Source organism: Cyclobacterium sp. (assembly GCF_014762705.1).
Taxonomy (GTDB): Bacteria; Bacteroidota; Bacteroidia; order Cytophagales; family Cyclobacteriaceae; genus Cyclobacterium.
The window spans coordinates 21,318-43,066 of record NZ_JABURL010000023.1 but is presented as its reverse complement, the minus strand read 5'-3'; the positions used below and the strand labels follow the sequence as shown (position 1 = coordinate 43,066).

Genomic DNA, 21,749 nt, shown 5'->3' with positions numbered 1-21,749 from the left:
AGATTTTGGTTTTATTTAACGGATAATACCCATAAATTTGAATTCCCAAATTACTTTTGGGCTAATTTAAACAAAACTTTATGGCTTGGTTTAAAAGGAAAGATGCCGGGATCAAAACTTCCACAGAGGAAAAAAAAGACACTCCTGACGGACTATGGTACAAGACCCCAAAAGGGAATATCATCCACACCCGGGAATTGAAAAACAACTCTTATGTCTGCCCTGACGATGACTATCACGTAAAAATTGGTTCCAAAGAATATTTTGAGATACTCTTTGACGACAACCAATTCAAGGAACTGGACAAAGACATGACCTCAGGTGATCCGCTAAATTTTGTGGATAGCAAACCCTATACTACCAGAATTAAAGATACCATCGCCAAAACAAACCTGAAGGATGCTGCCCGGACGGGTGTTGGCAAAATCAATGGTCTGGACCTCATTATCACCTGTATGGATTTCAACTTCATTGGCGGGTCAATGGGGTCAGTGGTAGGAGAAAAAATATCCCGGGCGATTGATTATGCCTTGAAAAACAAAATCCCCTTCCTGATGATTTCCAAGTCCGGTGGTGCCAGAATGATGGAGGCCGGGTTTAGCCTGATGCAAATGGCGAAAACTTCCGCCAAATTGGCTTTGTTGGACGAAGCGGGAATTCCCTACATTTCATTGATGACAGATCCTACCACTGGAGGAGTAACGGCCTCTTACGCCATGCTTGGCGATTTTAATATTGCCGAACCGGGAGCACTGATAGGATTTGCCGGCCCAAGGGTGATAAGGGAAACCATTGGGAAAGATTTACCAAAGGGTTTTCAAAGTTCCGAATTTGTTTTGGAACATGGATTTCTTGATTTTATCATCGACCGACGTCAGTTGAAAAACAGAATGTACACTTTGCTAAACTTATTGCGCAATTAAGCGGTTAATAGGCCAGGATACCCGGATTAAAATATTCCCATATTGCGGTGGATTTGTTGAATAATAAATATATTTGTGACAATCATTCACCGGTTTATTATACTGATAAAAATAAAATTCTATTAAATGAGTTCAGTAATCATAACTTCGATAGTAGCTTTCACCTTTATTATTTTGCTACTGGTATTTGTACTTCTTTTTGCACAATCCAAATTGGTGGCTTCCGGAGACGTGAAAATCATCATCAACGGCGACGAAAAGAACCCTTTGGTGGCCTCTGCGGGATCTACACTGCTTTCCACGTTAGGGAACAAAAAAATATTTCTCCCTTCAGCCTGTGGTGGAGGTGGCACATGTGCCATGTGCAAATGCACCATTGAAGAAGGTGGTGGTGAAGTTTTACCCACGGAGGAAGGACACCTTAGCCGGGCAGAAAAGCAAAGTAATGTGAGACTTTCCTGCCAGGTGAAGGTAAAAAACGATATGAAAATCCGAATTCCTGAAGAGATATTCGGTATCAAAAAATGGGAGTGCGAAGTGGTCTCCAATTACAATGTATCGACCTTCATCAAGGAGTTTAAGGTAAAGCTTCCAGAAGGTGAAATACTTGATTTTGAACCGGGAGGATACATACAAATAGATGTCCCTCAAGTGGTTGTAAATTTCAAGGATATGGATATTACGCCTCATCCTGAACTGGAACATCCTGAAGATGTTTACCAAAGTGACTGGGATAAATTTGGTCTGTGGGATCTGGTAATGAAAAACGACGAAGAACTTTTCAGGGCATATTCAATGGCCAATCACCCTGCAGAAGGAAATATCGTCATGCTAACCATCAGGATTGCTACCCCACCCTGGGACAGGGCCAACAACAAATGGATGGATGTTAATCCGGGCGTGTGTTCTTCTTACGTTTTCTCCCGCAAACCAGGGGATAAAGTAACCATTTCAGGACCATATGGTGAATTCCATATCAATCCTACCCAGAGGGAAATGATTTATATTGGTGGTGGAGCAGGAATGGCACCATTGAGATCGCATTTATTTCATCTATTTCATACCGAGAAAACCGATCGTAAAGTTTCTTACTGGTATGGAGGAAGGTCTAAAAAGGAATTGTTTTACACCCCACACTTCAGAGATATAGAAAAGGAATTTCCAAATTTTAATTTTCACATAGGTCTCTCTGAGCCGCTTCCCGAGGATAACTGGAAAGTCAAAAAATCTCTGGATGATAAGGAAGGGGATGGATACGTAGGATTCATTCATCAGGTTCTCTACGACAACTATCTGAAAGATATAGAGGAGCCGGATGAGATTGAATATTACCTTTGCGGTCCTCCACTAATGAATTCTGCAGTATTGAAAATGCTGGACGATATGGGAGTCCCCAATGAAAACATAAGATTTGACGATTTCGGAGGTTAAATTAAAATGAGTCCCGTTTATTGCTAACGGGACTTTTTTAATGCAGGTATTTTCAATAAATTTGATCTTCAATTTTAAAGATTATCAATGGATCTTGAGGCATTTTTCGAACCCATTCAGCCAGCCATCTTAAACAAAGAATACGGTCACAATGCATTTTTTCATCACATACATTGCCATGGAGAAACCTTCCCGGAAATAAAAGGGATTCAGATTGCTCTTGTTGGAATCGAGGAGTATCGCGGTGCTGATAATGATCAGGTGGAAAACTCCTCTTTGACTACGAACCAGATAAGAAGTAAACTCTATCCCCTAAAAAAAGGACAGAACAACTACCGCATAGCAGATCTGGGCAATATCAAAATTGGACAAGGCAGGGAAGAAACACTATCGCTGATCAGTTCAATCGGTGAGTTATTGTTGAAAATGGAAGTTTTGCCGGTTTTTATAGGAGGAAGTCATGACCTGGATCTGGGCCAATACCGCTCCTATCAGCCAATGAAAAAATTGGTTAGCCTGCTTACCGTTGATGCTAAAATGGATATGGAGGACAAGGGCAAACCCATGGATCTTCACTCCCAGGACATTATTTTAAACAAGCCCAATTATATGTTTAATTATTGTCATCTGGCCTACCAGAGTTTTTTAACGGATCCGGAATTGGTCACGACACTCGAAAAACTTTATTTTGACCATGTAAGATTGGGACAGCTCCGAGATAGCTTCAAGGAAATAGAACCGCTGATCCGGAATGCAGACTTGCTGAGTTTTGATGTTTGCGCTATTCACGCATCAGATGCCCCGGGGGCCATTGATGCCCAGCCCTTTGGGCTAAGTGCAGAAGAAGCCTGCCAGATTTGCTGGTTTGCCGGAATGAATGAAAAATTAAGTTCAATGGGCATTTATGGGTACCATGGAAAACTGGACGACAGAAGGGCCAAAACAGCCTCCGTGATAGCGACCATGATTTGGTACTTTATTGAGGGTTTTTACCAAAGGAAAGACAGTTTATCCTTCAAAAGCAGTGATTACATCAAATATACCGTATCTTTAGATTCAAAACCTTCTATATTGCATTTTTATAAAAGCAAGTTGAGCGGTAAATGGTGGATGGAAATCCCCAAAAATAAAACTGAAAAATATAAAAGAGACACCATCATCCCTTGCAGTTATCAGGATTACCTTACTGCGCAACAAGGAGAGATTCCTGAAAGGTGGGTCAATTCCCAACTAAAACTCTACTGATTGAATGCAGCTTATTGTCGGCCTTATGATACACGTGTTGTTTAATGGTAAAATATGATTGCCATTTCAAAATCCCAGTTGGCCTTGAGAAACGGGCAGGATAAGCCTGAAATCTGGATAGCCTTCCAGGGAAAAGTTTATGATCTCGCCAGTTCAAGGCTTTGGAAATCCGGCAGGCACTATGAGCACTGGGCAGGGCAGGATCTTACTGAAGAATTGAAAAGTGCACCCCATACAGCCCATGTTTTTGATAAATTTGAACCTATAGGATACCTGAAATAAATGATTCTAATTGCAGACAGTGGTTCAAGCAAAACCGATTGGCGGGTAATCGGGAAAGATGACAACATCTCTCAGTTCAGGACCATCGGATTTAACCCCTATTATCAAACCAGAGAGGACATGGTTGCAGGTTTAAACAACCCTCATTTACTGGCTTTAAAATCTCAGGTCAGCCAGATCTATTTTTATGGGTCCGGTTGTACCTCAGCGGCCAATAAAGCATCCGTTGCACAAGCCATCCATAGTATATTTCCACTCACTGAAATACATGTTGATCACGACCTTATGGCTTCTGCCAGGGCTACCTGTGGACACCAGGCCGGCATAGCCTGTATTCTGGGTACCGGATCCAACAGCGGTGACTACGATGGGGAAAACATTGTCTCAAGCAGGCCTTCCCCCGGTTATTTATTGGGTGATGAAGGTGGCGGAGTATATATTGGAAAGCATTTTCTTCAGGATTTTATTTATGATGACATGCCTGAAGAAATCCGCAAGGAGTTTATCAAGGTCTATAACCTAACGATATTCGAGATTCAGGACAACGTTTACAAAAAGCCCTTTCCCAACCGGTACATGGCTGGTTTTTGTAAGTTTATTTCACAACACAAATCCAATCCTTATTGCTATAACCTGATTTATAATGCCTTTAGGGATTTCTTTCACAGGCATGTAATGAGGTATGAAAACTATCAAAACAAGCCTGTGAACTTTGTAGGATCAATCGCATACTATAATAATGACATTCTGAGAAAAGCCGGAAAGGACCTGCAAATTCAAATCAATACCATCATCGAAACCCCGATTGCCGGGTTGACCCTGTATCATCAAGAAAAAATATGAGTACCACAGAAAGTTCTTCTTTTTACGATCACCTGGAAAAAATGTCAGTAAGTGAATTGCTGGCAAATATGAATAAAGAGGATCAAACTGTTCCATTGGCAGTAAATAAAGCTTTACCACAGCTGGAGGCATTAATAGATGCGATCGTACCAAGAATGGAAAAAGGCGGCCGCCTCTTTTACATAGGTGCTGGCACAAGTGGGCGATTGGGTATTTTGGATGCTTCGGAATGTCCCCCTACCTACGGGGTCTCTCATGAAATGGTCATCGGCATTATTGCCGGTGGGGACACAGCCATCCGAAAAGCAGTAGAAAATGCGGAGGATGATCCACAACAGGCCTGGAAAGATATTCAATCATTTGGATTCAACGCACAAGATACAGTAATTGGAATTGCTGCTTCAGGTACTACACCATATGTAATCGGAGGAGTTAAGGCTGCTGAATCGGCAGGCTTGCTCACAGGTTGTGTTACTTGTAATACCAATAGCCCCCTGGCAGCTGCAGTGAGGTTCCCGGTTGAGGTAGTGGTGGGGCCTGAATTCGTAACCGGTAGTACGCGCATGAAATCAGGAACTGCACAAAAACTTTGTCTTAACATGATCTCTACCAGTGTCATGATCAAACTCGGAAAGGTCAAAGGAAATAAAATGGTGGACATGCAGTTATCCAATAAAAAACTGGTTGATAGAGGCACAAAGATGATCATGGAAGCGACTGGGTTGGGAGAAAAAGAAGCCCATGATTTGTTGAACAAATATGGATCCGTAAGAAACGCAGTCGCCGCTCATGAAAAAAAAAACTGATGCCTAAGGGTATCAGATAAAACCTTCATCTATTTTTCTGGCATCTGTAACATATTCTCTAAACTTACTTTCCTCTCCAAGTTTACAAATTAAAAGTACATTTTCACTATCGCTGATCAGGTAATCTTTTAAACCCTGAATGACCACCAGCTTGTCCTGAGGAAGTTGAATGAAACAGTTTTCCGTATCGTACAATAGCGCTTTACCTTTTACACTATTTTGTTCATTGTCCTTATCAGAAATGTCATACAGATTTTGCCAGGAACCCAGGTCTGACCAGCCAAAATCACCCAATACCATAAAAAACTCATCGGATCTCTCTAAAATGCCATGGTCAATGGAAATATTTTTGATCAGGCTGTAAGCCTTGTTCAGAAACAGGTGCTCCTTTTCAGTGCAAAAGTAAATTTCACCTTCCTCAAAAACTTCAGCCATTTCCGGTAAATACTTTTCAAAAGCATTGATGATACTTTCATTTTTCCAAATAAAAGTCCCCGAATTCCAAACGAAATCTCCACTTTCCAAAAAAGTGGTGGCCAGGGAAAAGTCAGGCTTTTCGGTAAAGGTTTTTACTTTTTTAACCTGCTTCCCATTATCGGGGAAATACTGAATATAACCATAGCTGGTATCTGCCCTGTTTGGCCTGATACCGATAGTAACCAGGTTTCCAGATTCGGAAGCACCCTCTATGGCCAGATCTATGGCTTCAAAAAAAGCCTGTTCATTAAAGATCAACTGATCGGATGGACTGATCAGCACCATGGCATTTGGGTTCAATTTTTTGATTTTATAGCTGGCCAGTGCAATAGATGCTGCAGTATTCCTTCGCAATGGCTCGACGAGTATCTGGTTTTCCGGTATTTGTGGTAATTGTTCTTTTACCAGGGAAAGGTATCTTTTATTGGTCACCACAATAAACTGATAAGGTTCGAAGGCATCTTTAAACCTATCATAGGTCATTTGAAGCAAAGACTTGCCGGTACCAAGTAAATCCAAAAACTGTTTGGGCTTGTGGTGCCTGCTAAACGGCCAGAATTTAATTCCGATACCTCCTGCCAAAATCACTACATATTTGTCCCTTGTCTCCATAATTTATACAATTCCTTCCTTCATCAAATCATGAATATGGATAAACCCGACAACCGAATTACCTTCCATTACTACCAATTGTGTAATATTAAAATCCCTCATCAATCCCAGTGCTTTTACCGCATACTCCCCGGCATCGATCGTTTTCGGATGACTGGTCATGATTTCAACCGCCTTTATCCGCGTCAGGTCAGGGTCACGCTGAAGCATTCTTCTCAGGTCTCCATCCGTTATGATGCCCAGCAACTGCTTATCAGGTCCAACCACAGCTGTCGCCCCAAGCCTTTTACTGCTTATCTCTACAATTACATCCTTTAAGTTCGCATTCGCTGTAATGACAGGCAGCAAGGAATCATCCATTACATCTCCAACTTTCAGGTACAGCTTCTTGCCCAGGGCACCTCCCGGATGAAACCTGGCAAAAGATTCGGCAGTAAAACCCCTGGCTGTAAGTAAGCAAACTGCCAGGGCATCTCCCATGGCCATTTGGGCTGTAGTACTGCTGGTTGGAGCCAGCTTATTCGGGCAGGCCTCTTCCTTTACACCTGCATACAACACGTAATCTGCTTGCCTGGCCAAATAACTGGATTCGTTACCCACCAAGGCTATCAGCTTGTTTCCAAGTTGCTTAACCAAAGGTACCAGCACTTTAATTTCGGGAGTATTGCCGCTTTTAGATATGCATATTACAAAATCTTCTTTTTTAATCATACCCAAATCACCATGAATTGCATCGGCAGCATGCATAAATAAAGAAGGTGTTCCTGTAGAATTGAGTGTAGCCACAATTTTATTGGAAATGATGGCACTTTTGCCAATACCGGTGACCACCACCCGTCCTGAGTGCTGCAAAATATCTCGTACACAAGCCTCAAAATCCTCTCCAATATAAGGTATTAAATTTATAAGGGCATCGGCCTCGTTTTGAAGTACATTTATTGCCGTGGTTTTAATATTTTTTAGTAAATTCAATTTTGCAGTTGTTAATTGTTAATTTTGTACAAAGGTAGGAAAGTTTTACCTTAAACTTTAATGATTGACTGAGAGCAACTCATTAAACTATTTATATAGTGGATAACGCAGTAAAAGATAATCTGAAAAATATTTTTGGTTTCAATCAGTTCAGAGGAAACCAACAATTCATAGTAGAAAATATACTTAAGGGGAAAAACACTTTTGTTATAATGCCTACTGGGGCAGGGAAATCCCTTTGCTACCAATTGCCAGCCGTTTCAAAAAAGGGGACTGCTATCGTCATTTCTCCTTTAATTGCGCTGATGAAAAATCAGGTGGACCAACTGAACAGTTTTGGCATTAATGCCCATTTCCTTAATTCCACCCTGAGCAAATCCGAATCGAACAGGGTAAAGGGTGAAGTAACGGCCGGTCTTACCAAATTGCTATATGTGGCTCCCGAGTCGTTGACCAAAGATGAAAACGTCCAGTTTTTAAAAAACTCGGATATTAGCTTTGTTGCCATTGATGAGGCCCATTGTATTTCGGAGTGGGGTCATGATTTCAGGCCAGAGTACCGAAAGATAAAATCAATTATTGCCCAGATCGGGGACAAGCTCCCGGTCATCGCACTTACAGCTACAGCCACGCCAAAGGTTCAGCAAGACATACAGCGAAACCTTCAAATGGAGGAAGCTGACCTCTTCAAGTCTTCATTTAATCGGACCAATCTTTATTATGAGGTCAGACCGAAAATGAAGAATGACACCAAAAAGGAAATCATCAAATACATCAAGTCACAAAAAGGCAAATCGGGGATCATCTATTGTCTGAGCAGGAAAAAAGTGACAGAAATAGCCGACCTTTTAAAGGTGAACGGGATCAATGCCGCCCCGTATCATGCCGGACTTGATGGTCACGTCAGGATAAAAAATCAGGATGACTTCCTCAACGAAGAAGTAGATGTCATCGTGGCCACCATCGCTTTTGGAATGGGCATAGACAAGCCAGATGTAAGGTATGTCATCCATTATGATGTACCCAAGTCCCTTGAAGGCTATTACCAGGAAACCGGTAGGGCCGGAAGAGATGGCCTTGAAGGTCACTGTCTAATGTTTTACCGGTATGAAGATATTGTAAAACTGGAAAAGTTCAATAAAGACAAGCCTGTCAATGAACGCGAAAACGCCAAAGTCCTGCTCCAGGAAATGGCAGCCTATGCTGAAAGTTCAGTTTGCAGGAGAAGGTTTTTGCTTCATTATTTCGGGGAAAACCTGGGAAAAGATTGTGGCTTTTGTGACAACTGTAAAAAGTCAAAAGAAACCTTTGATGGTCAGGATGACATCATTACTGTAATCAAAGCTGTAAAGGAAACCAATCAAAGGTTTAGTATGGATCATATCGTAAGCATGATTCGGGGAGAAAAAGACGATTACATAGAGAGCTATGACCATGATAAACTCTCCACTTTTGGCCTGGGTAAGGACAAAGATACGATCCATTGGAAAACAGTAATTAGACAAACCATGATTTATGGTTTGCTGGATAAAGACATAGAAAATTACGGTGTCCTTTTGCTATCAGATAAAAGTGAAGCTTATTTAAAGGAACCTTACCCTATTAAGATCAGTAAAAATCATAATTTTGAAGAAATGGCTGAAAACATATCTTCTGAAGAGCTGAACAATGTGGGCAAAGCTTATGATGAAAAGCTTTATGAATTGCTGAAAGCGGAACGGAAAAAAGTAGCAAAAGTTAAAAACCTCCCTCCTTATGTCGTCTTTCAGGATCCGTCACTGGAGGAAATGGCTACCGTTTATCCCACCTCAAAGGAAGAACTGGCCCAAATCAATGGGGTAGGAATAGGAAAAGTAACCAAATTTGGTGCTAGCTTCCTGAAATTGATTGAGAAATATGTAGATGAGAATGAAATTATCACAGCTTCAGATGTGGTAGTAAAAACCGCCGGAACGCGGTCCAAAGTTAAGATCACCATCATTCAGCAAATAGACCGAAAAATTGACCTTGACGAAATTGCAAATAACCTGAACATCAGCATGAGCGAATTGCTTCATGAAATTGAGCAAATTATCTACAGTGGGACAAAATTAAATATCAATTATTACATCCAAAACATCATGGATGATGAAAGAGAGGATATTCTCCATGATTATTTCATGACGGCCGATACTGACAAAATCCGGGAAGCCATGGCGGAATTAGAGGAAGATGATTTTTCTGAGGAGGAAGTAAGGGTTTACCGGATAAAATTTATTTCAGATCACGCCAACTAAAAGAAATACTACAAATGAACATATTGCTTATTGGAAGCGGTGGCAGGGAACACGCCTTTGCCTGGAAAATAAAAAAGAGTAAACATTGTGAGAAATTATGGATTGCTCCTGGCAATGCCGGAACTCAGGCCCTTGGGGAGAATATAGACCTATCCGCCAATGACTTCGAAGGAATTAAGCATTTTTGCATTACAAATGACATCCATTTACTTGTAGTTGGACCCGAAGAGCCATTGGTAAAGGGTTTAAGAGATTTTTTGGCCCTGGACCCTAAAACTGCCTCTCTTCCCATAGTGGGTCCCGGTAAGGCAGGTGCTCAGCTCGAAGGTAGTAAGGATTTTTCGAAGGCATTTATGAACCAATATGGGATCCCTACCGCTTCCCATGCCACGTTCACCCAGGCATCTTTACAGGAGGGTATTGCTTATTTAAAAACGCAAAAATTGCCGATCGTCCTTAAAGCGGATGGCCTGGCAGCTGGCAAGGGTGTTTTGATTTGTAACAGCCTTGAAGAAGCGGAAAAAAGCTTCAAAGACATGCTGGTAGGACAGAAATTTGGGGAAGCTTCAACAAAAGTGGTAATAGAAACTTTTCTTAAAGGAATAGAGCTTTCCGTATTTGTAGCCACAGATGGAGAAAGCTATAAAATTCTTCCTGAAGCAAAAGATTACAAGAGAATCGGTGAAATGGATACCGGACCAAACACCGGGGGTATGGGAGCCATTAGCCCGGTCCCCTTCGCAGATCAGGCTTTTATGGAAAAAGTCGAAGAAAAAGTTATTAAGCCTACCGTTCTCGGGTTAAAAAATTCAGGAATAGATTTCAGGGGTTTTCTTTTTATAGGGCTTATGAATATGGATGGGGAGCCCTTTGTCATCGAATACAATGTCAGAATGGGAGATCCGGAAACCCAGGCTGTGTTACCTAGAATTGAAAGCGACTTTGTATCCCTGTTGAGTGCCATTGCTGATAAAAAATTGGGAGATTATAATTTAATAACCGCTGCCACCAAAACAGCAACAGTGGTAATGGTAGCAGGAGGATATCCGGAAGCCTATGAGAAGGGCAAGGTCATATCAGGCCTGGAAAAAGATACGCTCAAACAAGCCATCACCTTTCATGCGGGCACCAAAACAATTCATCCGGAAGCCATCGTTACCAATGGTGGAAGAGTACTAGGGATTACCGGGTTAGGAAATACAACCGAGGATGCGATTAAGCATGCCTACGAAAGAGTAAATCAGATCAATTGGGAAAAAGTAAATTACAGGAAAGATATCGGTCAGGATATTCTTCATTTAAGTGATTGAAAACCCATTTTCACGAGGAGGCAACTCCCTTAAATATAGATGAATTATGTCAGGATGTACAAACTGTAGCACCGGAACGACAGCTGTAGGCGGCTGTCAAAATAACGGCAGTTGCGGTACCAGCGATTGTAATAAAATGAATGCCTTTGATTGGTTATCCCATATGGGCATACCCGAAATTGATAAATTTGACATTGCAGAAATTAAATTTAAAGGAGGAAGAAAAGATTATTTCAGAAATTCGGGCCTTTTGCCACTCACTACCGGAGACCCGGTGGTGGTGGATGTACCCAACGGGCACCATATTGGTTACGTGTCCCTGCAAGGCGAGTTGGTAAGACTTCAGATGCAGAAAAGAAAAATCAAAAACGATGACAATATTCTTAGCATTTACCGGATAGCTACCCAAAAAGACCTTGATAAATGGCAGGAAGCCAAAAACCGGGAAATCCCCACCATATACAGGAGCAAACAAATCATTGACGAACTCAAACTGGGAATGAAACTATCGGATGTGGAATACCAGGCAGATAATTCCAAAGCCACTTTTTATTATTCCGCTGATGACAGGGTTGATTTCCGGGAATTGATCAAGATTTTGGCTTCAGAGTTTAAAATAAGGGTTGAAATGAGGCAAATTAGCCTCAGGCAGGAAGCGGGCCGGTTGGGAGGCATTGGTGTTTGTGGCAGGGAGCTTTGTTGCTCCACCTGGATTCACGATTTTAAAAGTGTCACTACTTCAGCAGCAAGATATCAGAACCTTTCCCTGAATCCGAGTAAATTGTCCGGCCAATGCGGTCGGTTGAAATGCTGCCTGAATTTCGAACTGGATAGTTACCTGAGTGCCTTGGAAGATATTCCCAATGTTGAGAAGCCACTGCTAACGGAAGCGGGACCTGCCAAGCTCCAAAAAACAGATATTTTCAGAAGACTCATGTGGTTCAGTTACAATGATGACAACAACTGGCACTCCATAGATTGTGACAGGGTCAAAATGATCCTTGAACAAAACGAAAAAGGAATCACTCCTTTCAACCTAAAGCAGGACAAGGCATTTGAGGGAGAGTTTGACCAAAGCAAAAACAACCAGGACCTGGAGCTGTTGGATAAGAAATTTGCTCAATCCAAAAGGAAAAAGAAACGCAAACCCAAATCAAGAAAACCCAACATGACCTCAGGTGAAGCTGGAACAGCAAGACCTGATCATCAAGAAAAAAGGGGCAGAAATCAAAAAAGCAATCGCAACCAGAAAAGAGGAAATAAAAATCAAAAGGATAATCCATCCCAAATCCAGGCCGATAATGGACCGCAAGGACCAAAAAGTAAAAATGATGGACATCCGAATAAAAGGCGTAGGCCCAACCGAAACCGGAATCCAAAGAACAATCCAAACCAGGGGAAGTCTGATGATAACTAAAAGCCTGTCTCTCATTTTATACTTTTTCGGCATGCTTTTTTTGCTTTCCGGCTGCAATGGAGACAGGTTGTACGAATCCTTTGAAGACTTCCCAAACCAAAGTTGGCTGGTATCGGATACAGTTTCATTTTCGGTGGATTCGCTACCTCCCGATGCTTCAAAAATGCTATCTGTAGGTATCAGGTACAATGACAGCTACGAATACCATAACCTGTACCTCCGTTACCTACTCAGGGACAGCCTGAATAATGTATTGCTGGATTCATTGGTCAACCTGGAACTGTTTGATTCCAAATCAGGTCAACCTCTGGGATCGGGGTTTGGCAACAGAAGGACACTTTATGATACCTTACCTGCCAATCAACTCGCAACACCAGCAAGGGTGGAATTCATCCAGTACATGAGAAAAGACACCTTGACAGGCATTGAATCGGTAGGCTTAAAAATATCGGCGGTCAGAGATTAAACCCGCAAAGTGTATTTTTTTCAGGGTAAAGGGATAGGAACCAGACAGATATTCTGTGTGCCAGGTATTTATCCCTTGTTGAAATTTCCCTGTGCTATTTTTGTTTGCAGCAAATCCTCCCTGTCTAACCAATATTGCCTGCTAAACAAAAACACAATGTTCCAATTTCTGGAAGTCAGTAACTGAGGATGATATACAAAAGCCTCTTTTGCGGTTTTAGCAGCAAAAAACCTTTGGTCATCCGTCAATATGGCCGCCACGGCTTTTCCATTTTCTTTAACTTCCAGGTCCATCACTTTAACGTATGGGTTTTCTTCCACTTCATGATTTCCATAAGTCCCTACAAGTCTGTTTTTTAATGACCATTGGTTGCCATATCCTTTCACATCTAGGCTGGCCTTTTCAGGAATTTCACCTTCTTGAATTTTAGCAGCATAGGCTATATATTCACTTAACAACCTGGTTCCTGGATTATTCATGTGCTTATCCTTGAAATCGCTTGCTTTAAGACTGGTGATTAGAATATTTTCCTTTCTGGCTCTGGTTACCGCAACATTCAAACGATTCTCCCCCCCCTTTCTGGATAGAAGCCCGAAATTGGCTGTGAACCTTCCTTCAGGGTTTTTGGCGTATCCTACGGAAAAGATAACCCTGTCAAATTCATCTCCTTGTACATTTTCTATATTTTTAACCTTGATATATTTGTCCATTCTCAGATGTTCATCTTCCTCCAACAGGGTTATGATCAGAATCATCTGGTAATAATTAAAAGTAATAACACCCAGAGAATCCAAAGGATGTTTGGCTCTTAGTTTAACCAATTGTGACAAAACCTCTCTCGCTTCAATAAGGTTGGTCTGGTCCTCCCAGATCCCATCGGTTGAAATTAATTTGATGCCCTGCTCATTGCTATTCAATACCTTCCTGTCTGGCAGCATGTAAAGCCTGTCCTCATAGAAGTGTTTGTTGGAAAAATGAATCAGCGGCAGGGTCGCACTTCTATAGTGGGTGCTGAGGTGAAAAGTGGGGAAAAATTTGCTTACCATATCCAATAAGGCATCAATTTCCAGCTCCATACCATCATCCTCCGATTGAATTCTGGTTTGGTAAAGATCGTATGGCTGAAGCTGCTGACTGTCACCAGCAACAACCACCTGTTTTCCCCGCATCATCATGGGCAATCCCCTTTCAAAATAACATTGGCTGGCTTCATCAAAAATCACCAAATCGAAATCCTGCTCAAGAGGAAAAAGCGCTGATGCAGTCTCTGGTGACGCCAACCAACAGGGTACCAATCTGAATATTTCATCTTTGTAATAAGCAATCAACTTTTTCACAGACCAGATCTGTTTCTTTTTACCTACCTGATGGGCCAGCTCCCGGTAAGTAATAAGATTGTTCAGCCGATTGTATTCTAATTGTTGACAAACCCCCTCCCGAAGCCGCATCTCCACAATAAAGCGGGCAGTCTTCAACTTTTCCTCAACAGAGAATTCAAAATCAGCAATATAACTTTTGATTTGTGGTCCATAGATTTCTTTCAAAATCGGGTATTTTGCCTCTAAATGCCCGATCCAACTTATCTTTAAACTGGATAAAAATATTTGTTTGAGGCTGGCAAAATCCCTTTCAGGAAATGCGTCAATAATTTTTTCAACCACCTTTTTCTCGACCTCGTTCATCTGGTTTCTTAGCCGGTCAAACCTAATCAACTCATCCACATCCCGGGCAATATTTTGATTCACTTCCTGCAGCTTTTCTTCATCAGGTGAACTAAGCAAATGTTTAATCTGAATCACACTGAGGTATTTCCTCCAATTTCCAAAATGGTCTTCTACCCAATCATTGATTACGGTAATACCCTCTAATAGTGTTTGAAAATGTTGGTAGGAAAATTGAGGCTTGTAAAAATATGATGCCAAAACACCCAAATCATGCATGATAAATCGTGCTTTTAAGGCTTTTACCAGAACGCCGGCCATTTGATTAAATGAATGGATAGTAAATGGTTTTTCAGGCAACTCTACCCAGGTTTTTTGGGCCAAAAGTGTATATTGGTGATTAAGGTTCATTCTGTTTTCCAACCTTTGAATCAATATCCTGATATCTTCCTTACTTTTTTTTAATCCATTTTGTTCCAGAAGCGAAATTACAGTTCCATATTTCTTTGCATCCAGGCTGACCGCCATCTTTCCGTACCATGATTCGAGTTTTTTGGAAGCCTGAACGGCTTTTTTCAGGACTCCTTCCACCTCTTCATCTCCAATTTCCCATTCTACTCCCTCCTCCCCAAACAATTTACGCACCATTTCTACTTTACTCTCCAGCCATAGGTGGTCCAGTGACGCTGGATCATGTGCCATAAAAACCTTGAATTTCTCGTATATCTCCGGGCTGTTAATACTTTGCATTAATGCTTCAATCTTTTCCTTTTGTTGAAAAGATTGATAGATCAGTCCATATTCAAAGGTATCAGCCAACATGCTATCCAGGTCTTTCTTGGCTGTAAGTTTTACCGAAGATAGTTCCTGAAAAGTGGCCGCTACACCTTTAAAAGCTTCGGGACCAAATTCCGAAAAATCTACTCTATGGAGCCAAAACGAGGAAGAAACCTGAAATTTGTTAAAGAAAAACTGATATTGTTCAAAATTATTAAGAAAAACATCCAGGTCATCCAACCTGAAAGACCTGTAATATTGGGTCATGTCTATTCCTTCATCAGCAGAATCTGATGTAAGGTAGAGTTCCTTAGCCGGAACGCCGCAATCTACTACATCAAAAAGCGCCTCTTTATATTCCTCAAAAAAATCCGTATGCTTTTCAATATTCCTGCACATTTGACCGAAAGTCCGCTCGAGTTGGATAGCATCCAGAGAATTATTGAGGCTTTGATAATTTTCAAGGGAGCTGATTTGGTGATCGATTTTCTTGTAAAGTTCTTTTCTATCTCCCCTGTAATCATGGACCAGGGCGGAAAAATTTGCCATACCCTGTGCAGACAAACGTTGATAAACCACATCCAGAGCTGCTCTTTTTTGAGATACAACCAACACTTTTTTACCTCTTGAAGTAAAATCTGCAACCAAATTGCAAATCAATTGGGATTTTCCTGTACCCGGAGGCCCTTGCACTACACAGGATTGCCCTGATTTTACATGTTTGATCACCTCTTCCTGACTTGCGTCCATCGGAAAGGTATTGTATAGGTTACTTTCAAGGCTTAGTTGGCTGTTTGTAGTAACATTTCCAAAACTATCAGAAAACAATTCCTCCAGATTTTGCTGGGTTGATTGCCTGATCAGTTGCTCATAATCATCCATCAGGAAAGAGTTTTTTTGAGAAAACTGACCCAGAATGGCATAAGGCTGAAGCCGAAGCAGCCCTGTTTCTGAATATTTTTGAAAATCATCTTTATTCAGATCGGGAAAAAACTCTAGTTTATCCTGGTAAATTTCCCTGTTGAAATTAAGTTCAACCTGATTTTTTAAATAGTGATACAAGTCGGTACGAAAACCCATGGGTTCCTTACTGAAATCTTCCATCGAAAGCTCCAGCCATTCTTTATCAAATGGTCTTCCCAAAGCCTGGCTATAGGCAAGCAGAAAAGATGGGTTTAGAAAAGGAAGCTCACCCAGGCTTTTTCTCAGGTACCAGGTTTTGTCTTCAAGTACAAGGTCCACTGGAAAAAAAATCAAGGGACAACGGATCAACTGTTCATTCAGTAATCTGCCCTCTACAAAAGGCCAGCCCACAAACAAATTTTTTTCCCCTGTTTCTTCAATGGCAAAGCGTACATGGTGGAGCAGGCGTTTTAGCCTGGTGGATAGCTGGTTGACATTCTTATCCCTGGAGTCAAGCTCCTGAATCAATGGAATATTTCTTTTTCTACCCAGCAATTCATTGATGTAAAAAAAGGAAGGATGATTGTTCAAAAAATGGAAATCTTTGAGATCAATCATCTGGCTTTGAATGATTTTCGGAAGAAAAATAGATCGGTTGTTGGAAGAAAGATCCACCAAGCGGTTTAAATAAACCTTAAAAATATCTTTTAGCATGAAACTTTACTTAAAGGGTGAATCTTTTTCCTTGGCCATGTGGTTGTACACCACCTGATCCATTAATCCGGGTACCCATTTATTCAAAAATGAAGCCAGTTTACCTTCACGGGAAAGGACCAGGTCTCTCTTCCTTCTGCGAAGGGCTTTTAAAATGGCAGCTGCCACCTCCTCCGATGTCATCATTTTATCTTCATCTCTGGGGGATTCCTTTTGTGTACTTCCATCTCCCAGCAAAGCATTGTTTCGGATATTGGATGCGGTAAAGCCCGGGCATACCACCAACACATGAACGCCTAATTTCATTACTTCTGTTCGCAAAGATTCAAAGAAGCCATTCATAGCAAATTTACTAGCCGTATATGCTGTCCTTGCGGGTGTACCTCTGAACCCATTGATGGACGACACGCCTATTATGGCCCCTTTGTTTTTAACAATATCATTCATACAATATTTGGTCGCATATACGGTACCCCAAAAATTGATGTCCATGACCCGGTGGAAAACTTTCAAATCCAAATCACTGAACAAAGCCCGCATGCTCACACCCGCATTGTTGATCAAAACATCAATAGAACCAAATTTTTCCTTTGCATCTTCTGCCATCTTTTCGTTTTGAACAGGATCGGCAGCATCACAAATTCCGCCCGCACAATTGATCCCTTCTTTCTGAAGCATCAGCAGCGTTTCGTCCAGTTTTACCTGACTCCTGCCTGTAATCCAAATTCTGGCCCCTGCTTTACCAAAAATTTTGGCACAGGCAGCACCAATGCCGGAGGTGGCCCCCGTAATGATTACAACTTTGTCTTTTAGATCCATATGTATTTTTTATCAAGGTATGCAAAAACCTGAAACCATTCAGGACAAATTTAATCCCTTTGACCGAAAATGATTAATTTTGCAACCTATGTCAAGAAAAATGAAGAATAAGGTCCTTCAAAGGCTGAAAATAGAAAGAATAGCCAGCGAAGGAAAATGCGTGGGGCACCATGAAGGAAAAGTCGTATTCGTAAGCAACGTAGCACCGGGAGATGTAGTGGACGTGCGCGTTACCAAAGGAAGGAGCAGTTTCATGGAAGCAGAGGCCATCAAAATTCATGAATATTCGGACAACAGAGTGAGCCCCTTTTGCGAACATTTTGGCACATGCGGAGGCTGCAAATGGCAACATATCTCTTATGAGCTCCAAATGACCTACAAAAGACAGCAGGTGGTGGATCAATTCCAAAGAATTGCCAAAGTCCCTCTACCGGAAGTCATGCCCATTATCGGTGCCAAAGATACCCGTTATTACAGAAACAAACTTGATTTCACTTTTTCCAATAACCGCTGGCTTACCCGGGAAGAAATCGATTCCGGTGAAAATTTTGAAAGAAATGCCCTGGGTTTTCATGTCCCAAAAAGATTTGATAAAATAGTGGACATTAATCATTGTTACCTTCAAGGCGGTATTTCCAATGAAGTCAGAAATGAATTGAGAACTTTTGCTTTAAAAGAAAACCTGACTTTTTACGATATCATCAACCAAACCGGCCTGCTCCGAAACCTCATCATCAGGTCCACAGTAGATGGACAGACCATGGTGATTGTACAATTTGGTGAAGATGACCCGGCTGGGATAGACAAAACCATGGGCTTTCTGAAAGAGCGTTTTCCCGAAATCACCTCACTCTTATATATTGTGAACCTAAAAAAGAATGAAACCTTTCTGGACCTGGACGTCCATACTTATGCCGGGAAAGATTTCATAGAAGAAAGCATGGAAGGACTCAAGTTTAAGATCAGACCAAAATCCTTCTATCAAACCAATTCTCTTCAGGCCTACCGCTTGTATCAGGTGGCACGGGAATTTGCAGGGTTAACGGGGAATGAAACGGTTTATGATCTTTATACGGGAACCGGCACCATTGCCAACTTTGTTGCCGCCAATGCCAAACAGGTAATTGGCATAGAATACGTAGGCCCTGCCATTGAGGATGCCAGAGAAAATGCCCTGCACAATCAGCTTTCAAACACCCTGTTTTATGCCGGCGATATGAAAGATGTATTGACTGACGATTTTGTCAGCCAGCACCAAAGACCAGATGTGGTCATTACCGATCCCCCAAGGGCAGGAATGCATGAAGACGTGATTCAAATGCTGCTGAAATTATCGGCTCCGAAAATCGTATATGTCAGTTGCAATCCGGCAACCCAGGCCAGGGATGTTGCCTTGCTTTCCGAAAAATACAAGGTGAATCGCATACAGCCTGTGGATATGTTTCCACAAACTTACCATGTAGAAAATGTAGTTTTATTAGAATTGAAAGAGCAATGATGATCAGTAACGAAAATGACCCTGAATTAAACGGAAAATACCTGGGGACTATCAGCAGTGACTTTATAAAAATTTGTGAAAACCTTAAAGAAGCTTCATACCAGGTTAGAAAAAGAGGTTTTTCTGAATTCCCCATTTTTCCAATCAGCAAGACAGAGCAACCCATAGGACAGCTTTTTCTAAGCAAAGAGGAGAAGCCCATCGATTGGAATTATTATATCACCTACCTGGATGAATTTATCCAAAGAAAACTCATCCAGGAAGATAACCTGGAGCAGTTTAAGGCCACTTATAAAGATCCGGATGAATTTTGCTGCCTGTTTGTGGTGGATGAAACGTTCACCAATTTCCTTTATATCCCTTACCCAAATGAATGATTGAATGGGTTTTGCCTTTGATTACCCTTTCCCGTTAAAAATGCTGCCAGCCTTGGGCATTGAGTGGGACGGCGGCTCCGCTTTTGGTTATCAACACCTTGCCATCCTCCTGCGCTGTCACATGACCGATAAAATGGATGTCAGGATGTTTCTCCAATAGACTAAAATCCTTTTGGTCAATGGTGAAGAGAAGTTCATAATCCTCTCCCCCATTCAAAACACAGGTGATGGGATCCATGTTGAATTCCAGGGCAGTATCGTAGGTCTGCTTGTCTATAGGCAGTTTGTCTTCATATATGGCCACCCCTACCCCGGATGCCCTGGAAATGTGAAAAAGCTCTGAAGCCAATCCGTCTGAAATATCCATCATACTGGTAGGCACCAGGTGTAAATCCCTGAACTCATGAATGATGTCCATTCGGGCATCAGGTCTTAATTGCCTCCCCGTGATATAGGCGTATTTTTCCAACTGAGGCTGCATTTTTGGATCAGAAAGGAAAACCTGTTTTTCCCTTTCCAAAACCTGAAGGCCCATAAAAGCCCCGCCAAGATCCCCTGTTGCACAAATGATATCGTTTACTTTAGCTCCTGACCGGTAACTGATTTCCTCTTTTCTCACCTCTCCGATTGCCGTTACTCCAATGATCAACCCAGACCTTGAAGCGGTGGTGTCTCCTCCTACTAAATCGAGGTTATAATGTGTAGCAGCGAGATTAATTCCCTCGTACAGTTCTTCCACCGCCTCAAGGGAAAACCTGTTGGATAAACCCAGGCTTATTGTCACCTGCGTGGGAATAGCATTCATGGCGGCCACGTCGCTGACATTTACCGCAATCGCTTTAAAACCCAGGTGTTTTAGTGGCGTATAGGACAAATCAAAATGAACTCCTTCCAGCAGCATATCAGTAGTCAACACCCGCAGCAAGTCTGTTGGCGCAAGTACTGCCGCATCGTCACCTATTCCCTTTAATGAGCTGGCATGTTTCAATTGAACATTTTCGCTTATTTTTTCAATAAGCCCAAATTCCCCCAGGGTTCCTATCTCTGTTCTTCTATCCTTATCCATATGCATTTTTGTCCTGACACAATTCCACCAATACTCCATTGGTGGATTTTGGATGCAAAAATACGATTAATTTATTATCTGCCCCATCCTTTGCTGCTTCATTCAAAAAAGTAAAGCCTTCAGCTTTTAATCTTTTTACTTCTTCTCTGATATTCTCCACGGAAAAAGCCAGGTGATGAATACCTTCCTTTCTCTGCTTTAAAAACCGGGCAATGGGACTTTCTTCATCAGTAGCTTGCAAAAGCTCCACCTTCAGGTCCCCTGACTGAAAAAAGGACACCTTGACTTTTTCTCCTTCAACAATTTCTTGTTTATAGGCTGCCTTGCCCAGTAATTTTTCAAACACCTGATTAGAAGCATCCAAATCATTTACTGCTATGCCGATATGTTCTATTTTCATCATGATTTTATTATCTTTGTTTGTTGAGCAAATAAAGATAATGGAATTAATTTTTAACCTTGTTGGTTTAAAAAGTATTCGGCAAGCCATAAATTTAAATTGAAAAGATATGATCATCGTTTCAGAAAAAGCCAAGGATCGTATCCTTGAATTAAGACAGGAAGAGAACAGAAATACTGATGAAAACATCAGAGTATCTGTCAAAGGCGGAGGTTGTTCAGGATTGATGTACGATTTGGGATTTGATAATACCACTTCAGAAACAGACCATGTTTTTGAAGACAAAGGGGTTAAAATCATTGTAGACAGAAAGAGCCTCTTATATCTTGCAGGTACAACTTTGGAATTCAGTGATGGATTAAACGGCAAAGGTTTTCAATTTGTCAATCCCAATGCATCCAGAACCTGTGGTTGTGGAGAGAGTTTTTCCATTTGATATTCGTCAGAATTTTGAAAAAATCCAGACCGGTTTAA

The 21,749-nt window shown here is 41.5% G+C and carries 19 protein-coding genes; 13 read left to right on the top strand and 6 right to left on the bottom strand.

Features of this window, described 5'->3' with window-relative positions; genetic code table 11:
• The first annotated feature begins 80 nt into the window (after positions 1-80).
• From accD to murQ, 6 genes are all read left to right on the top strand, one after another.
• The gene (gene accD / locus HUJ21_RS03210; RefSeq protein WP_166151508.1) at positions 81-923 is read left to right on the top strand and encodes an acetyl-CoA carboxylase, carboxyltransferase subunit beta; all 843 of its coding nucleotides are present in this window, start codon (positions 81-83) and stop codon (positions 921-923) included.
• Between the two features lie 126 nt (positions 924-1,049).
• Positions 1,050-2,354: an NADH:ubiquinone reductase (Na(+)-transporting) subunit F gene (nqrF, locus tag HUJ21_RS03205; protein WP_291367239.1), complete on the top strand. Its 1,305-nt coding sequence runs from the start codon at positions 1,050-1,052 to the stop codon at positions 2,352-2,354.
• A gap of 87 nt (positions 2,355-2,441) precedes the next feature.
• Positions 2,442-3,599, top strand: coding sequence for a formimidoylglutamase (locus tag HUJ21_RS03200; RefSeq protein WP_291367236.1), 1,158 nt, complete (start codon positions 2,442-2,444; stop codon positions 3,597-3,599).
• A 54-nt stretch (positions 3,600-3,653) separates the two neighbouring features.
• Positions 3,654-3,881 (top strand): cytochrome b5 domain-containing protein, encoded by a 228-nt coding sequence (locus HUJ21_RS03195; protein ID WP_166151514.1) that lies wholly within the window; start codon positions 3,654-3,656, stop codon positions 3,879-3,881.
• Positions 3,882-4,724 (top strand): N-acetylglucosamine kinase, encoded by an 843-nt coding sequence (locus HUJ21_RS03190; RefSeq protein WP_166151516.1) that lies wholly within the window; start codon positions 3,882-3,884, stop codon positions 4,722-4,724. It abuts the gene before it with no gap.
• Entirely contained in the window at positions 4,721-5,530 is an 810-nt protein-coding gene (gene murQ, locus HUJ21_RS03185; protein WP_291367233.1) for an N-acetylmuramic acid 6-phosphate etherase, read from the top strand. Before HUJ21_RS03190 ends, murQ begins: the two co-directional genes overlap by 4 nt.
• A 12-nt stretch (positions 5,531-5,542) precedes the next feature.
• On the opposite strand, the gene HUJ21_RS03180 is transcribed toward murQ, so the two are convergent.
• Together HUJ21_RS03180 and HUJ21_RS03175 are read right to left on the bottom strand one after the other, a co-directional pair.
• Positions 5,543-6,619, bottom strand: a complete 1,077-nt coding sequence (locus HUJ21_RS03180) for a sugar phosphate nucleotidyltransferase (protein ID WP_166151520.1) — start codon at positions 6,617-6,619, stop codon at positions 5,543-5,545.
• Between the two features lie 3 nt (positions 6,620-6,622).
• Positions 6,623-7,591, bottom strand: a complete 969-nt coding sequence (locus tag HUJ21_RS03175) for a KpsF/GutQ family sugar-phosphate isomerase (RefSeq protein WP_291367230.1) — start codon at positions 7,589-7,591, stop codon at positions 6,623-6,625.
• A 98-nt stretch (positions 7,592-7,689) separates the two neighbouring features.
• Here HUJ21_RS03175 and recQ point away from each other — a divergent pair, with 98 nt between their 5' ends.
• The 4 genes from recQ to HUJ21_RS03155 are packed head-to-tail and all read left to right on the top strand — an operon-like array spanning position 7,690 to position 13,060.
• Positions 7,690-9,867 carry a DNA helicase RecQ gene (recQ, locus tag HUJ21_RS03170; protein ID WP_166151524.1) on the top strand — a complete coding sequence of 726 codons (2,178 nt, stop codon included), beginning with the start codon at positions 7,690-7,692 and terminating at the stop codon, positions 9,865-9,867.
• Positions 9,868-9,881: 14 nt separating this feature from the next.
• Positions 9,882-11,177 carry a phosphoribosylamine--glycine ligase gene (purD, locus tag HUJ21_RS03165; RefSeq protein ID WP_291367227.1) on the top strand — a complete coding sequence of 432 codons (1,296 nt, stop codon included), beginning with the start codon at positions 9,882-9,884 and terminating at the stop codon, positions 11,175-11,177.
• Between the two features lie 46 nt (positions 11,178-11,223).
• Positions 11,224-12,594: a regulatory iron-sulfur-containing complex subunit RicT gene (ricT, locus tag HUJ21_RS03160; RefSeq protein WP_291367225.1), complete on the top strand. Its 1,371-nt coding sequence runs from the start codon at positions 11,224-11,226 to the stop codon at positions 12,592-12,594.
• Positions 12,584-13,060, top strand: a complete 477-nt coding sequence (locus HUJ21_RS03155) for a gliding motility lipoprotein GldH (RefSeq protein ID WP_291367223.1) — start codon at positions 12,584-12,586, stop codon at positions 13,058-13,060. Before ricT ends, HUJ21_RS03155 begins: the two co-directional genes overlap by 11 nt.
• A gap of 68 nt (positions 13,061-13,128) precedes the next feature.
• On the opposite strand, the gene HUJ21_RS03150 is transcribed toward HUJ21_RS03155, so the two are convergent.
• Positions 13,129-17,115 carry an AAA domain-containing protein gene (locus HUJ21_RS03150; RefSeq protein WP_291367221.1) on the bottom strand — a complete coding sequence of 1,329 codons (3,987 nt, stop codon included), beginning with the start codon at positions 17,113-17,115 and terminating at the stop codon, positions 13,129-13,131.
• A 6-nt stretch (positions 17,116-17,121) separates the two neighbouring features.
• Positions 17,122-17,934, bottom strand: coding sequence for an SDR family oxidoreductase (locus HUJ21_RS03145; protein WP_291367219.1), 813 nt, complete (start codon positions 17,932-17,934; stop codon positions 17,122-17,124).
• Between the two features lie 88 nt (positions 17,935-18,022).
• Here HUJ21_RS03145 and rlmD point away from each other — a divergent pair, with 88 nt between their 5' ends.
• Both rlmD and HUJ21_RS03135 read left to right on the top strand, forming a co-directional pair.
• A complete protein-coding gene (rlmD, locus tag HUJ21_RS03140) occupies positions 18,023-19,432 on the top strand; it encodes a 23S rRNA (uracil(1939)-C(5))-methyltransferase RlmD (RefSeq protein WP_291367217.1) in 1,410 nt (469 codons plus the stop codon).
• Positions 19,432-19,809, top strand: a complete 378-nt coding sequence (locus HUJ21_RS03135; RefSeq protein WP_291367438.1) for a hypothetical protein — start codon at positions 19,432-19,434, stop codon at positions 19,807-19,809. The genes rlmD and HUJ21_RS03135 overlap by 1 nt, the downstream gene beginning before the upstream one ends.
• Positions 19,810-19,843: 34 nt before the next feature.
• On the opposite strand, the gene thiL is transcribed toward HUJ21_RS03135, so the two are convergent.
• Both thiL and mce read right to left on the bottom strand, forming a co-directional pair.
• The gene (thiL, locus tag HUJ21_RS03130; protein WP_291367215.1) at positions 19,844-20,875 is read right to left on the bottom strand and encodes a thiamine-phosphate kinase; all 1,032 of its coding nucleotides are present in this window, start codon (positions 20,873-20,875) and stop codon (positions 19,844-19,846) included.
• On the bottom strand, positions 20,868-21,278 hold the full coding sequence (mce, locus tag HUJ21_RS03125) for a methylmalonyl-CoA epimerase (RefSeq protein WP_291367213.1): 411 nt from the start codon (positions 21,276-21,278) through the stop codon (positions 20,868-20,870). Before mce ends, thiL begins: the two co-directional genes overlap by 8 nt.
• 106 nt (positions 21,279-21,384) lie before the next feature.
• Between mce and HUJ21_RS03120 the strand changes: the two genes are divergently transcribed.
• Positions 21,385-21,711 carry an iron-sulfur cluster assembly accessory protein gene (locus HUJ21_RS03120; protein ID WP_166151542.1) on the top strand — a complete coding sequence of 109 codons (327 nt, stop codon included), beginning with the start codon at positions 21,385-21,387 and terminating at the stop codon, positions 21,709-21,711.
• The last annotated feature ends 38 nt before the right edge of the window (positions 21,712-21,749 follow it).

Excerpts from the sequence above, each read along its gene's own strand:
- accD (WP_166151508.1), top strand. The coding sequence starts at position 81 with ATGGCTTGGTTTAAAAGGAAAGATGCCGGGATCAAAACTTCCACAGAG.
- nqrF (WP_291367239.1), top strand. The coding sequence starts at position 1,050 with ATGAGTTCAGTAATCATAACTTCGATAGTAGCTTTCACCTTTATTATT.
- HUJ21_RS03200 (WP_291367236.1), top strand. The coding sequence starts at position 2,442 with ATGGATCTTGAGGCATTTTTCGAACCCATTCAGCCAGCCATCTTAAAC.
- HUJ21_RS03195 (WP_166151514.1), top strand. The coding sequence starts at position 3,654 with ATGATTGCCATTTCAAAATCCCAGTTGGCCTTGAGAAACGGGCAGGAT.
- HUJ21_RS03190 (WP_166151516.1), top strand. The coding sequence starts at position 3,882 with ATGATTCTAATTGCAGACAGTGGTTCAAGCAAAACCGATTGGCGGGTA.
- murQ (WP_291367233.1), top strand. The coding sequence starts at position 4,721 with ATGAGTACCACAGAAAGTTCTTCTTTTTACGATCACCTGGAAAAAATG.
- HUJ21_RS03180 (WP_166151520.1), bottom strand. The coding sequence starts at position 6,619 with ATGGAGACAAGGGACAAATATGTAGTGATTTTGGCAGGAGGTATCGGA.
- purD (WP_291367227.1), top strand. The coding sequence starts at position 9,882 with ATGAACATATTGCTTATTGGAAGCGGTGGCAGGGAACACGCCTTTGCC.
- ricT (WP_291367225.1), top strand. The coding sequence starts at position 11,224 with ATGTCAGGATGTACAAACTGTAGCACCGGAACGACAGCTGTAGGCGGC.
- HUJ21_RS03155 (WP_291367223.1), top strand. The coding sequence starts at position 12,584 with ATGATAACTAAAAGCCTGTCTCTCATTTTATACTTTTTCGGCATGCTT.
- HUJ21_RS03150 (WP_291367221.1), bottom strand. The coding sequence starts at position 17,115 with ATGCTAAAAGATATTTTTAAGGTTTATTTAAACCGCTTGGTGGATCTT.
- HUJ21_RS03145 (WP_291367219.1), bottom strand. The coding sequence starts at position 17,934 with ATGGATCTAAAAGACAAAGTTGTAATCATTACGGGGGCCACCTCCGGC.
- rlmD (WP_291367217.1), top strand. The coding sequence starts at position 18,023 with ATGTCAAGAAAAATGAAGAATAAGGTCCTTCAAAGGCTGAAAATAGAA.
- HUJ21_RS03135 (WP_291367438.1), top strand. The coding sequence starts at position 19,432 with ATGATCAGTAACGAAAATGACCCTGAATTAAACGGAAAATACCTGGGG.
- thiL (WP_291367215.1), bottom strand. The coding sequence starts at position 20,875 with ATGGATAAGGATAGAAGAACAGAGATAGGAACCCTGGGGGAATTTGGG.
- mce (WP_291367213.1), bottom strand. The coding sequence starts at position 21,278 with ATGATGAAAATAGAACATATCGGCATAGCAGTAAATGATTTGGATGCT.
- HUJ21_RS03120 (WP_166151542.1), top strand. The coding sequence starts at position 21,385 with ATGATCATCGTTTCAGAAAAAGCCAAGGATCGTATCCTTGAATTAAGA.